The sequence below is a fragment of the Comamonas thiooxydans genome (genome assembly GCF_000964545.1).
GTDB classification, from domain to species: Bacteria; Pseudomonadota; Gammaproteobacteria; order Burkholderiales; family Burkholderiaceae_C; genus Comamonas; species Comamonas thiooxydans.
The window spans coordinates 260338-273479 of record NZ_BBVD01000007.1; the positions used below are offsets into that span (position 1 = coordinate 260338).

The following is a 13142-nucleotide window of genomic DNA, read 5'->3' on the forward strand; positions in this document are numbered from 1 at the left end:
AAAGAAGCATCCTCGGCTGCGTCTTTGAAAAAAGGCTTTTGAAGGTGTCTCGCTTGCTTTCCCTAGCGCTTGTTGGCGCCTGAAATCCGTCTGAAATAGTCAAAACAACCTTGTTTTGAATAGCAGCGGGAGATCGATTTTAGGTAGGGGCCTTGAATTTGTCAGCAAATCATGGGCAATATCTATGCATTTTGCGCATCAATATATGCATATCGCATTCATTCATAACCTGCACAGACGTAAAAAAACCCCGCGTCGCGGGGTTGGGCTCGAGAAGGTTGGAATGCCTAGGCCATGTTCACGGCGATAAAGGCCAGCAGGAACATCATCACGGCGCCAGCGGCGGGAATGATGATGGGGATATAGGGCACAACGGCTTCGGCCGCGTCCTGTGCCTCGTGGTTCACTGCGGAATCATCTGACATGTGATCAATGCTCCTCCTGAAAGCAGGCGGTGAAACAAGCAAGCTCTGCGGCCATTCTAGGCACAGCCCTGGCGACATGGCTCAGGGAAAGCCATAGCCACTCTTTGCGCTCAGACCCGTATCCCATGTCCGCCAATGGCGAACAGCACTTCTTCGATGTCGACCATGCGCAGATAAGTTCGCACTCGGAGTGCAACAGCATATGCTGGGCTTGCGGACGACCCGGCGCCGATTAAGAAATCGATGTGCACCGTCCAACGTCAGATCGCAGCGCCGAAGTCCCTCGCTGAAAGGATGGCTTCTATGGTTAGCGCTTCTTTCCTGTTCTGGCTGATCCTGCTGATGCTGGTGATTGGCCTGGGGACGGCGTCGATCCGGATTTTTCGCGAGTATGAGCGCGGCGTGGTCTTCACGCTGGGGCGCTTCTGGAAGGTCAAGGGGCCGGGACTGATCTTCATCATTCCTGCCATCCAGCAGGTGGTACGGGTGGATCTTCGCACCGTGGTCCTGGAGGTCCCCGCGCAGGATGTGATCTCGCGCGACAACGTCTCGGTCAAGGTCAATGCCGTGATCTATCTGCGCGTGGTGGATGCGGAAAAGGCGGTGATCCAGGTGGTCAATTATCTGGAGGCCACCAGTCAGCTCGCGCAAACCATGCTGCGCTCCGTACTGGGCAAGCATCAGCTCGACGAAATGCTGGCAGAGCGCGAATCGCTGAACCTGGACATCCAGCAGGCGCTGGATGCGCAAACCGACACCTGGGGCATCAAGGTCTCGAACGTGGAGATCAAGCAGGTCGATCTGACCGAATCCATGATCCGGGCGATCGCACGTCAGGCCGAGGCCGAGCGAGAACGCCGCGCCAAGGTGATTCACGCCGAAGGCGAATTGCAGGCTTCGGAAAAACTGTCTCAGGCAGCGAAAGTTCTGGCGCAGGAGCCTCAGGCCATCTTGCTGCGCTACCTGGAGACGCTGACCGTGATCGGCGCGGACAGGAACACCACCGTGGTGTTCCCCTTGCCCATGGACCTGGTGACCCCGCTGATCAAGAAGATCACGCCCCTGCAGGCCTGAGCAAGGCCTGCGGCTCAAGCCTCACACCAGGGCCGCCTCCATGCCTGCGCGGCGCAGTTGCTCCAGCACCTCGCTCACATGGGCGTGGCCGCGTGTCTGCAGCACGAACTCGATCTCCACATTCTGCGCGGCCAGCATGGTGAAGGCACGCTGGTGATGGACTTCCTCGATATTCGCGCCGGCTCCGGCCACCGTGGCCGTGATCTGGGCCAGCACGCCGGGTACGTCGCGCGCGCTGACACGCACACGCGCCAGACGACCGGAGCGCACCATGCCGCGCTCGATGATGGCAGCCAGCAGCATGGGGTCGATATTGCCGCCCGACAGCACCAGACCTATTTTCCGGCCCTTGAAGCGAGCGGGATAGCGCAGCAAGGCCGCCAGGCCCGCCGCCCCTGCGCCCTCGACCAAGGTCTTCTCGATCTCCAGCAGCATGAGCACGGCCTGCTCTATATCTCCTTCGTCCACCAGCAACAAATCGTCCACGCAGCGCTGCACCACCTCCTGGGTGATGATGCCTGGCTGGGTCACCGCAATGCCCTCGGCGATCGTCGAAGCCCCCATGGGAAGATCTGTGTGGCGCAGGGCATTGACCATGGAGGGAAAGCGCTGCGTCTGCACACCCACGATCTCCATCTCGGGCTTGATGGCCTTGGCTGCCGTGGCAATGCCCGCAATCAGACCGCCGCCGCCAATGGCAATGATCAGCGCATCCAGATCGGGCTGTGCCTGCAGGATTTCCAGCGCCAGCGTGCCCTGGCCCGCAGCAATCGCTTCGTCGTCATAGGGATGGACAAAGGTCAGCTGCTGCTCCTGCGCCAGCTGATAGGCATGGGCTCGCGCCTCGGCCAATGTGTCGCCATGCAGCACCACCTCGGCACCGAAGCCGCGCGTGCGCTCCACCTTCACACCGGGAGTGAAGCGCGGCATGACGATGACGGCACGCAGACCCAGCCTTTGAGCGTGATAGGCCACGCCCTGGGCATGGTTGCCCGCACTCATGGCGACCACGCCGCGTGCGCGCTCGGCATCGCTGAGCATGAGCAGCTTGTTGAGCGCGCCACGCTCCTTGAAGGATGCAGTGAACTGCAGGTTCTCGAACTTGAGATAGACCTGCGCCCCCGTGATCTGCGAGAGCGTGCGTGATTCCACAAAAGGGGTTTGAAGGACGGCGCCATTCAGGCGCGCAGCGGCGGCTTGGATATCTGCAAAGGTCAGCATGGTGGATCCATTTTGCAAGCAGCTCATCACCCCGCGCCAGTGCTGGGTTTGCGAATCAAGGGCATCCAGCTCGGTTGCTCAGTAATTGATAGCTTCTCGCCTTTTCCTAGCAATGGAATAGCCGCAAAAACACTTCAAATCCGGCGCCGTTCTGCGAACTATGAGCACCTAAGGATTTCCCTTGGTTTCAGCGAAACATGCAACATAGTGCCTAAATCAACGTGCTTTTTTTCGATGAATCTGCATAATTGTGCCAACACCGAGTCAGTAACTGCACTATCTTTCATCTCAGCAGGAGCCGAGCATGCAGCAGCAAACCAACGTCGATTACCGCACAGAGCCCAGCCAGTACCGGCACTGGTCGTTTGAAGTGGATGGCAATATCGCCCGGCTCAAGCTGGACATCGCCGAGGACGCAGGCATACGCCCCGGCTACAAGCTCAAGCTCAACAGCTATGACCTGGGCGTGGATGTGGAGCTGCACGATGCGCTCAACCGCATCCGTTTTGAGCACCCGCAGGTGCGCTCCGTGATCGTGACCAGCGGCAAGGAACGCATCTTCTGCTCAGGTGCGAATATCTTCATGCTCGGTGTCTCGTCTCACGCCTGGAAGGTGAACTTCTGCAAGTTCACCAACGAGACGCGCAACGGCATGGAAGACAGCTCCAGGCACGACGGACTCAAGTTCGTCGCCGCCGTCAACGGTGCCTGCGCAGGCGGCGGCTACGAGCTGGCTCTGGCCTGCGATGACATCGTGCTGATCGACGACCGCTCTTCTTCCGTGTCACTGCCCGAGGTTCCGCTGCTGGGCGTGCTGCCCGGCACGGGCGGGCTGACGCGCGTGACCGACAAGCGCCATGTGCGTCACGACCTGGCCGACATCTTCTGCACCAGCGTGGAAGGCGTGCGCGGCCAGCGCGCCGTGGACTGGCGGCTGGTGGACGCGATTGCCAAGCCCGCACAATTTGCCGAAGTAGTGCAGCAACGTGCCACGGCCCTGGGCGAAAGCAGCCCGCGCCCGGCTTCCGCCAAAGGCATACAGCTAGCCAAGCTGCAGCGCGAGCAAAGCCCGGACGGCCTGCACTATCGCCACGTCAGCGTGCAGATCGATCGCAGCAAGCGCAGCGCTACCATCACGGTCAAGGCCCCCAAGGGTGAACAGCCCGGCAGCATTGAAGCCATAGAAAGCGCAGGCGCCGCCTGGTGGCCGCTGGCCATGGGCCGCGAGCTCGACGACGCCATACTGCATCTGCGCACCAACGAGCTCGATGTGGGCACCTGGATTCTCAAGACCGAGGGCGATGCGCGCGCCGTGCTGGCGGCGGACCAGTCTTTGATTGCGCACAAGGATCACTGGCTGGTGCAGCAAACCACAGGCCTGCTGCGCCGAACCTTTGCACGCCTCGATGTGTCATCGCGCTCGCTGTTCGCCCTGATCGAGCCCGGCTCCTGCTTTGCCGGCATGCTGGCCGAGCTGGTCTTCTGCGCCGACCGCGCCTACATGCTGGTGCTGCCCGACGAGCCCGAGCGCGAGCCCGTCATCGAGCTCGATGCCTTCAACTTCGGCCTGCTGCCGCTGGTCAACGATCAAAGCCGTCTGCAGCGTCGCTTCTATGAGGAGTCCGGGCCTCTGGAAGCCGCTCGCGCAGCGGTGGGCAAGCCGCTCAACGGCGATGCCGCGCAACAGCTTGGACTGGTCACCGCCGCGCTTGACGATATCGACTGGGAAGACGAGATCCGCATCGCCATGGAAGAGCGCGCCGCGATGTCGCCCGATGCGCTCACGGGTCTGGAAGCGAACCTGCGTTTTGCCAGCCAGGAAAACATGGTCACGCGCATCTTCGGGCGTCTGTCGGCCTGGCAAAACTGGATCTTCAACCGCCCCAACGCGGTGGGCGAAAAAGGGGCGCTGAAGCTCTACGGCACCGGACAGAAAGCCGGCTTCGATTTCAACAGGGTATGAGCCAACGGCCCTGAATCGGCAAAACATCACAGGAGACACCCCATGAGCAGCATCGACTACAGCCAGAAGATTCCCAACAACGTGGACCTCAGCGGCGACCGCACGTTGCAGCGTGCCCTGGAGAGCTGGCAGCCTAATTTCATCCGCTGGTGGGACGACGTGGGCCCCGAAGGATCGACCAACTACGATGTCTATCTGCGCACCGCGGTGAGCGTGGATCCGCAGGGCTGGGCGCAGTTCGGCTACGTCAAGATGCGTGACTATCGCTGGGGCATCTTCCTGAATCCGGCGGATCAGGAACGCAGCATTCACTTTGGCGATCACAAGGGCGAGAAAGCCTGGCAGGACGTGCCCGGCGAGCACCGCGCCAACCTGCGCCGCATCATCGTCACGCAAGGCGATACCGAGCCCGCATCGGTGGAGCAGCAGCGCCACCTTGGCCTGACCGCACCGTCCATGTACGACCTGCGCAATCTGTTCCAGGTCAATGTGGAAGAAGGCCGCCATCTCTGGGCCATGGTCTACCTGCTGCACAAGCATTTCGGACGTGACGGCCGCGAGGAAGCCGAGGCACTGCTGGAGCGCCAGAGCGGCGATGAAAACAACCCTCGCATTCTGGGCGCCTTCAACGAAAAAACGCCGGACTGGCTGGCGTTCTTCATGTTCACCTACTTCACCGACAGAGACGGAAAATTCCAGCTCGCAGCGCTGGCCGAATCCGCGTTCGACCCGCTGGCGCGCACCACCAAATTCATGCTGACCGAAGAGGCGCACCACATGTTTGTCGGCGAGTCCGGCGTCTCGCGCGTGCTGGCCCGAACCTGCCAAGTCATGAACGAACTCAAGACCGACGATGTGAACAAGCTGCGCAGCGCGGGCGTCATCGACCTGCCCACGATTCAGCGCTATCTGAACTTTCACTACAGCGTGACCATCGACCTGTTTGGTGCCGACCAGTCGAGCAATGCCGCCACCTTCTACAGCTCGGGCCTCAAGGGCCGTTACGAAGAGGGAAAGCGCGAGGACGACCACAGGTTGCACGACCAGAACTACAAGGTTCTGGAGGTGGTGGACGGCAAGTTGCAGGAGAAGGAAGTGCCCATGCTCAACGCCTTGAACGAGGTGCTGCGCGACGACTACATCAAGGACAGCAATGCCGGTGTGGGCCGCTGGAACAAGGTGATGGAAAAGGCCGGAATCGACTTCCGCCTGACGGTGCCGCACAAGGCCTTCAACCGGCAGATCGGCGCGCTGGCAGGCGTGCGCATCAGCCCCGACGGTCGTCCCGTCAGCGAGCCGGAATGGCTGGCCAGGAAGAGCGAGTGGCTGGCCAGCGACGACGACCGCAGCTTTGTCGCATCGCTGATGAAGCCATGCCTGGAGCCCGGCAAGTTCGCCGGCTGGATTGCCCCACCGGTCATGGGCATCAATCGCCAGCCCGTGGACTTCGAGTATGTGAAATTTTGATCACCCCTGAGCGGCTGAGCCGCTTCCCCCAAGGGGGACGACATCCTCGCGGCGGGGCGGCCCTTGCTCGATGTCACTGAGTTGGGTTGCCACGGTTTGGAGAACGAAATGAGCACCATCACGCTGATTGAAAACGGCATCCTGAAGCAGCATCTGATCGACCCCGAAATCTGCATTCGCTGCAATACCTGCGAGGCGACCTGCCCCGTGGACGCCATCACGCATGACGACAACAACTATGTGGTCATGGCGGACAAGTGCAACGGCTGCATGGACTGCATCTCGCCCTGCCCGACCGGCTCCATCGACAACTGGCGGCTGGTGTCGGCAAGCAAGCCCTACAGCGTGGCCGAACAACTGGGCTGGGAGAGCCTGCCCGAAGAGCTTTCCGCCGATGTGCTGGCCGCCGCGCAGACGGCCGAGAATGTCGGCGATGTGCAGGATCTGAGCCAGGCCCAGGCCGTGATCGCGGCCGCTGCCGGCTTGGCCGAAAGCGGCGCTGCGGAAGTCTTTCGCGCAGCCAGTTACGGAGCCACCACACCGCCCTGGTCTGCCGCCCATGCCTACACCAATCTGCATGGTCCCAAGGCTGCGGTGACGGCCACGGTGGTGGGTAATCTGAACTGCACGGAGGCCGGCTTCGACAACGAGACCCACCATATCGTGCTGGACTTCGGCGCCATGCCTTTCCCTGTGCTCGAAGGCCAGTCGCTGGGCATTATCCCGCCGGGTGTGGATGCCGGCGGCAAGCCCCATGTGGCGCGCCAGTACTCGATTGCCAGTGCCCGCAATGGCGAGCGCCCCGGCTACAACAATCTGGCATTGACCGTGAAACGCGTGGTCGAGGATCATCAGGGCCAGCCCGTGCGCGGCGTGGCCAGCAACTATCTCTGCGATCTGCAGGTGGGTGACAAGGTGCAAGTCATAGGCCCGTTCGGCAGCAGTTTTCTCATGCCCAATCACCCGCGCTCGCACATCGTGATGATCTGCACCGGCACGGGCAGCGCGCCCATGCGCGCCATGACGGAATGGCGCCGCCGCCTGCGCAAGAGCGGCAAGTTCGACAGCGGGAAGCTGCTGCTGTTCTTTGGTGCGCGCACGCCTCAGGAGCTGCCCTATTTCGGCCCCCTGCAAAACCTGCCCAAGGATTTCATCGACATCAACTTCGCCTTCTCTCGCGTGGCCGGCCAGCCCAGGCGCTATGTGCAGGACGCCATGCGCGAGCGCTCGGCCGATCTCATGGAATTGCTGCGCGACGACAACACGCACATCTATGTCTGCGGTCTCAAAAGCATGGAGGACGGCGTCGTGCTGGCCCTGCGCGACGTGGCCCAGCAAGCAGGCCTGGGCTGGGAGGAACTGGGAGCCAGACTCAAGCGCGAAGGACGTCTGCACCTGGAAACCTATTGAGGCCTCAAGCCCTCGCGAATCCTGTGGACGGCAAGCAGGATTCGCGCATCAACGCAGCGGCTGCATGTCATGCCCTTGACAGCGCAGCCCCTGCCAGCGCCCTACAGTGCAACGACCATAACCCACGAAAGACATGGCATGAATGCACGGGCGAACTTTCTGCGCATGCAAGACAGCACGCGTGAAGACTGGCTGTTGATCGGCGGCGAATTTGCACAGTTCAGCCAGGGCCTGCCCGAGCGGGTGATGGCCCATCTGAAGCTGCTGGAGGGCGACTATGGCGGCTTTCCGGTGGACCGCTACACCCACTCGCTGCAAACCGCTACGCGCGCGCTGCGCGACGGCCGTGACGAGGAGTATGTGGTGTGCGCGCTGCTGCACGACATTGGCGATACCCTGGGGTCCTTCAACCACCCCGACATAGCCGCCGCGATTCTCCAGCCCTTTGTGAGCGAGGCCAATCACTGGATGGTCCAGCATCACGGCATCTTCCAGGGCCATTACTTCTTCCATCACATCGGCCTGGACAGGGACATGCGCGAGCAGTTCCGGGAACATCCGCACTACCAGCGCACGGCCGAGTTCTGCGAACTCTATGACAACCCGGCCTTCGATCCCCGGGCCGAGACCTTGCCCCTGAGTGAATTCGAGCCCATGCTGCGCCGCCTGATGCAGCGGCCCCGGCAAAGCATCTACAAGGCCGCCATGGACTCGGAGATGCGGGACGCCCGGAAGTCCTAGCACGCGCCGGCAAACCACCATTAAAAGATGAGCTGGCACCGCACACCCATCAACAGATCTGGCCATTATTCGATACCTATCTGTTGTGTGGCAGGCGATTGCAGCTCATCTTTTTACAGGGCTCTGGCCCTCCCTCGCCGCGACTAATGCGCGTAGGCGTCCTGCGCCAGCGCGCAGGCCAGTATCCAGGCCGGGTCCACCAGCTCGGCACCACAGGCCTGCGGCGCCTGCGGCAGGGCCAGCGGAATCTCGGTGCAGCCCATGATCACGGGCACGGCGCCGTGGTGCTGCAGCAGCGGCGCCAGCACCTCGCCGAAGCATTGCATGGCCAGCGGCATGTCACCTTGTTTCACGCCCTCGTATATGCCTTGCATGAGCCGGGCCCGGCCCGCCTGTCCGGGACGCAGCGCGGCAATGCCGCAATCGGCCAGCGCCGCGTCGTAGAGCCCGCTGTCATAGGTTCCGTCCGTGGCCAGCACCAGGGCTTGGCGCGCGCCGCCTGTCTTCAGGTACAGCGCCGTCTGCTGCGCGATGTGCAGCACGCGCAGCTGCGGGAAAAACGCCTGTATCTGCCCGTGCCAGGCATGGGCCGTGTTGCAGGCCAGAGCCACGCTGCGCACACCCAGGGCCGCGAGCCGGCCCGCGCCCTGCAGCAGATGCGCAGCCGGGCCCTCAGGTGACTGCGGATCGCGGCGCAGCGCCTGTGTGCGATCGGGCATGGGCAGTTGCACCAGCCAGTGCTCGGGATAGGCCTGGTCATGCACGGGCAGGCCCTGGTCCTGCAGGTGCCGGGTGCAGGCCTGCACGAACAGGCGCACGAAATCCGCGCCCGCTGCAGGCCCCATGCCGCCGAGAATGCCCACTGCCTGCATCTCAGAACGCCGGCTTGTCGCCGCGCTCCTGCAGGTTGCGTTGCAGCTGCTCGCTCATGGGCAGACCCAGTGCCGCGTTCTTGGGCGGAATGGGCTGCATGAACCATCTGTCGTAGAGCCTGGCGAAAGCGCCCGACTTCATCATGTCGCCGATCACGCCATCCACCAGCTGCTTGAACTGCGGGTCGTCCTTGCGCAGCATGCAGGCATAGGGCTCGACCTGCAGCGCATCGGCCACGACGTGGAAGTCCTTGGGATTCTTGGCGTTGGCGATCAGGCCATAGAGCAGGATGTCGTCCATGCCGAAGGCTGCGGCGCGGTCGTTCTCGACCAGCAGAAAGCCGTCGGCATGGTCTTTGGCCATGACGATGTTCATGCCCCAGCCCTGCTCGGCATTGGCCTTGCGCAGCACCTGCAGATTGGTGGTGCCGGTGGTGATGGCCGCTGTCTTGCCCTTGAGGTCGGCATAGCTCTGGATGCCCGAGCTCTTCTTCACCAGCAGCCGCGTACCGGTGTAGAAGTGATTGATGGCAAAGCCCACTTCCTTGGCCCGCACCGTGTTGTTGGTGGTCGATCCGCACTCCAGGTCTATGGTGCCGTTGGCCAGCAGCGGCATGCGGTTCTGCGAGGTCACGGCCTGCCAGCGCACCTCCAGCGCGGGCAGGTTCAGCACCTTCTTCACGGCTTCGGCGACTGCCTGCGAAAGCTCCACGGTCATGCCGATGGGCTTGCCGTTGTCCAGGTAGCTGAAGGGCACGGAGGACTCGCGGTAGGCCAGCGTGATGCGCCCGCTGTCGCGCACCTTGGCCAGGGTGTCGGCATGGGCAGCGCCCAGAAAACCCAGGCCCAGTGCCGCACAAAGCACGGTGGAGTGAAGTTGCATGCGGTGTCTCCTCTTCGGTGGTGGATGTGCCGCCAGTGTAGAAAGCGCGCCAGGCTCCGGAGGATGACAATATCGGGCTGGTCCATGCCCCTGGTTTATGGGTGGCTGCGCAGGCACCGCCATGCTCCGGGTAAACACCGCAACCGAGGGCTTCCCGGCCGCATGCATACATCGACATCGCGCGGGCAGACCATAACCTGGGTGCATACCCTGCATGCCAAATGCCATGGCTGCGCAGCCCCGTACGGGCCTACAGTACGGCAGCATGGAGAAACGATCAATGCATGTCTGCATCGTGGGCGCCGGCATCGTCGGCCTGGCCACTGCCTATGCGCTGCAGCGCGCGGGCTGCCGCATCACGATCCTGGAGCGCGGGCCCGGCCCTGCAGCGGGCGCCAGCGGCGGCAACGGCGCGCAGCTCAGCTATTCCTATGTGCAGCCGCTGGCCGATCCCGGTATCTGGAAGATGCTGCCGCAGCTGCTGCTGGAAAAGGACTCGCCGCTGGCCCTGCGTCTGCGCGCCGATCCCGCCCAATGGGCCTGGGGGCTGCGCTTTCTGGGCGCCTGCAATGCACGCGCCTCCATGGCCGGCACGCAGGCGCTGCTGAGGCTGGCCGCCGAAAGCCGGCAGGCCTTCGAGAGCCTGCAGGCGCAGGAGTCCCTGAGTTGCGCATTGCACACGCCGGGCAAGCTGGTGCTGTACGACACACAGCAGGGCCTGGATGCCGCAGCCCGGCAGGTGGCCCTGCAATCGCGCCTTGGCGGTGCCAGCCAGCAGGTGGTGGATGCCAACGCCGCCGTGCGACTGGAGCCCGCGCTGGCCGGCTACAGGGGCCGCATGGCGGGCGCCGTTCACACCCCCAGCGAAAGCGCCGCCGACTGCCGCCAGCTGTGCGAGCAGCTGGCGGCGCTTCTGGCCGTGCGCGGCGCCGAGCTGCGCTACAACACCGAGGTGCTGGGCTTCGAGCGTCAGGGCGACGCCGTCACGGGCCTGCGCACCGCCGCAGGCCTGCTTCAGGCCGAGCACTACGTGCTGGCCAGCGGCTGGGAAAGCCCGGCCCACGCGCGCCAGCTGGGCCTGCGCCTTCCCGTCTATCCGCTCAAGGGCTACAGCATCACCGTGGACATAGGGTCCGACCACCGCCAGGCCGCGCCGCGCGTGAGCGTGACCGACACCGCGCGCAAGGTGGTGTTCGCGCGCCTAGGCGAGCGCCTGCGCGTGGCCGGCATGGTGGAGATCATCGGCCGCGACACGCGTATCGATCCGGCCCGCATCGACAGCCTGCGCCGCTCCACGCAGCAGGTCTTTGCCCAGCTACCGCTGCAGGGCTCGCTGCATCCCTGGAGCGGCATGCGCCCGGCCACCCCCACGGGCCTGCCCATCACCGGCCGCCAGCGCGGCGGCCCACGCAATCTGTGGCTGCAGACCGGCCATGGCGCGCTGGGCCTGACGCTGGCCTTCGGCTCGGCACAGCGGCTGGTCGCGCAGATGCACGCTGCCTGAGCGCGGGCCTGCCACTCAGGAGGCGCTCAGAAGCTCCTGCAGGGCCTTGCGCATTTCCTGGGTCATGGCGCGCGCCAGCACCGAGCCCGGGCGTTGAGGCAGGCTCAGCGCATTCACTCCCACGGTGATGCGCGGCAGCAGCGGCACCACATGCACTCGGCGCCGGTCGGCCGCCAGGGCCGTGCAACCATCCATGATGGCCGCGCCCAGCCCGTATTCGGCCATGGACAGCGCCGCATGGTAGGTCTGCACCGTCACCACAGGCGACAGCCCCACGCCATGCTCGCGGCAGGCCTGGCCCAGGCGCATGCCCAGCGGGTCGCGCGCATCGAGCGCGACCACAGGCAGATCGGCCAGGTCCTTGAGTTCCATGCCTTCGGCGCGCACGCGCGAAGGCGGCAGCAGTCCCTTGGGCAAGACGCAGAACATGTCCACTTCGGCCAGCAGCTCGTGCTCCAGCGCGGGCTGACCCACGGAGCTGATCACAAAGCCCACATCGGCCTCCTGCAGCAGCAGGGCCGACACCACCTGCGGCGTGTGCAGCGCCTGCACGTGCACCTGGACCTGCGGATGGCGACGCCTGAAGCCCGCCACGGCGCGCGGCAGCACCTCGCGGCTGAGCGCGAATACCGTCAGCACATTGAGCCGGTCGGCCGACTGGCCATGACGCAGATTGGCGGCCAGGCGCTGCACCTCGTCGAGCTGCTCGAACAGCTTCTCGATATGCGGAAACAGGGCCAGCGCTTCATTGGTCGGCGTCAGCCTCCCCCGCGCGCGCTGGAACAGCGCAAAGCCCATCTGCAACTCGGCATGCTGCAGCGTGCGGCTGACTGCGGGCTGGGTGACGTTGATGAGGCGCGCGGCCGCGCTGACGCTGCCGGTCTGCATCACGGCATTGAAGACTTCGATATGTCGCAGACGCATGCCCGGCCTCCTGCCACCGCCTCACTCGGACTGCGCGCGCGCCAGGCGTTCGCTCTTCCAGTACACATCGTCGCCGCCGTCGAGGCGGTTGAGCACGCGGGCCAGCACGAACAGCAGATCGGACAGACGATTCAGATACTGGCGCGGCGCGGCTCGCATGGCCTCGGCCTGCTCCAGTGCCACCACCTGGCGCTCGGCACGGCGCGCCACGGTACGGCATACATGGGCCTGGGCGGCAGCACGTGTGCCGGCCGGCAGGATGAACTCCTGAAGACGCGGCAGCTGCGCGTTGTAGTGGGCCAGCGCGTTGTCGAGCTGCAGCAGTGCATCGTCCTTGAGCAGCTCATAGCCCGGCATGGACAGCTCGCCGCCCAGGTTGAACAGCTGGTGCTGGATGTCGATCAGCAGGTCGCGCACCTCCTGGGGCATTGGCTCGCACAGCAGCAGGCCGATATGCGAGTTCAGTTCATCCACATCGCCCATGGCATGCGGGCGACCGCTGTTCTTGGAAACGCGGGTGTTGTCTCCGAGGCCGGTGGTTCCGTCATCTCCGGTGCGGGTGGCGATTTGCGTGAGGCGGTTGCCCATGGGTCATCCCTTGTCAAAGCTGCGAGTTTTCAGGGCCGGAGCGGCCCTCAGATACTGCCGCCATTGTGCG

Annotated in this window: 12 protein-coding genes; 6 read left to right on the top strand and 6 right to left on the bottom strand. The window is 63.9% G+C overall.

Annotated features, from left to right (window positions below; genetic code table 11):
• Positions 1-287: 287 nt before the first annotated feature.
• Positions 288-425 carry a hypothetical protein gene (locus tag Cth01_RS24000; RefSeq protein ID WP_003059912.1) on the bottom strand — a complete coding sequence of 46 codons (138 nt, stop codon included), beginning with the start codon at positions 423-425 and terminating at the stop codon, positions 288-290.
• A gap of 303 nt (positions 426-728) precedes the next feature.
• On the opposite strand from Cth01_RS24000, the gene Cth01_RS11890 reads away from it, so the two are divergent.
• Complete coding sequence (locus Cth01_RS11890) at positions 729-1499, top strand: slipin family protein (RefSeq protein WP_003065227.1); 771 nt, start codon at positions 729-731, stop codon at positions 1497-1499.
• A 21-nt stretch (positions 1500-1520) separates the two neighbouring features.
• On the opposite strand, the gene Cth01_RS11895 is transcribed toward Cth01_RS11890, so the two are convergent.
• Positions 1521-2720 carry a threonine ammonia-lyase gene (locus Cth01_RS11895; RefSeq protein ID WP_045839416.1) on the bottom strand — a complete coding sequence of 400 codons (1200 nt, stop codon included), beginning with the start codon at positions 2718-2720 and terminating at the stop codon, positions 1521-1523.
• A 304-nt stretch (positions 2721-3024) separates the two neighbouring features.
• Between Cth01_RS11895 and boxC the strand changes: the two genes are divergently transcribed.
• The 4 genes from boxC to Cth01_RS11915 all read left to right on the top strand — a co-directional run bounded on the left by boxC (position 3025) and on the right by Cth01_RS11915 (position 8301).
• Positions 3025-4683 carry a 2,3-epoxybenzoyl-CoA dihydrolase gene (gene boxC, locus Cth01_RS11900; RefSeq protein ID WP_045839303.1) on the top strand — a complete coding sequence of 553 codons (1659 nt, stop codon included), beginning with the start codon at positions 3025-3027 and terminating at the stop codon, positions 4681-4683.
• A 42-nt stretch (positions 4684-4725) separates the two neighbouring features.
• Positions 4726-6150, top strand: coding sequence for a benzoyl-CoA 2,3-epoxidase subunit BoxB (boxB, locus tag Cth01_RS11905; protein ID WP_034406702.1), 1425 nt, complete (start codon positions 4726-4728; stop codon positions 6148-6150).
• 108 nt (positions 6151-6258) lie between these two features.
• A complete protein-coding gene (boxA, locus tag Cth01_RS11910) occupies positions 6259-7560 on the top strand; it encodes a benzoyl-CoA 2,3-epoxidase subunit BoxA (protein ID WP_034406699.1) in 1302 nt (433 codons plus the stop codon).
• Positions 7561-7698: 138 nt separating this feature from the next.
• A complete protein-coding gene (locus Cth01_RS11915) occupies positions 7699-8301 on the top strand; it encodes an HD domain-containing protein (protein WP_045839304.1) in 603 nt (200 codons plus the stop codon).
• Positions 8302-8444: 143 nt separating this feature from the next.
• Here Cth01_RS11915 and Cth01_RS11920 read toward each other — a convergent pair whose 3' ends face one another.
• Positions 8445-9173 carry an aspartate/glutamate racemase family protein gene (locus Cth01_RS11920; RefSeq protein WP_045839305.1) on the bottom strand — a complete coding sequence of 243 codons (729 nt, stop codon included), beginning with the start codon at positions 9171-9173 and terminating at the stop codon, positions 8445-8447.
• Position 9174: 1 nt separating this feature from the next.
• Positions 9175-10056, bottom strand: a complete 882-nt coding sequence (locus Cth01_RS11925) for an amino acid ABC transporter substrate-binding protein (RefSeq protein WP_045839306.1) — start codon at positions 10054-10056, stop codon at positions 9175-9177.
• A gap of 280 nt (positions 10057-10336) precedes the next feature.
• Here Cth01_RS11925 and Cth01_RS11930 point away from each other — a divergent pair, with 280 nt between their 5' ends.
• Positions 10337-11560, top strand: a complete 1224-nt coding sequence (locus Cth01_RS11930) for a D-amino acid dehydrogenase (RefSeq protein ID WP_045839307.1) — start codon at positions 10337-10339, stop codon at positions 11558-11560.
• A gap of 15 nt (positions 11561-11575) precedes the next feature.
• Here Cth01_RS11930 and Cth01_RS11935 read toward each other — a convergent pair whose 3' ends face one another.
• Both Cth01_RS11935 and Cth01_RS11940 read right to left on the bottom strand, forming a co-directional pair.
• Positions 11576-12484, bottom strand: coding sequence for a LysR substrate-binding domain-containing protein (locus tag Cth01_RS11935; RefSeq protein WP_034382670.1), 909 nt, complete (start codon positions 12482-12484; stop codon positions 11576-11578).
• Positions 12485-12505: 21 nt separating this feature from the next.
• The gene (locus tag Cth01_RS11940) at positions 12506-13072 is read right to left on the bottom strand and encodes a cob(I)yrinic acid a,c-diamide adenosyltransferase (protein ID WP_012836574.1); all 567 of its coding nucleotides are present in this window, start codon (positions 13070-13072) and stop codon (positions 12506-12508) included.
• Positions 13073-13142 lie beyond the last annotated feature (70 nt).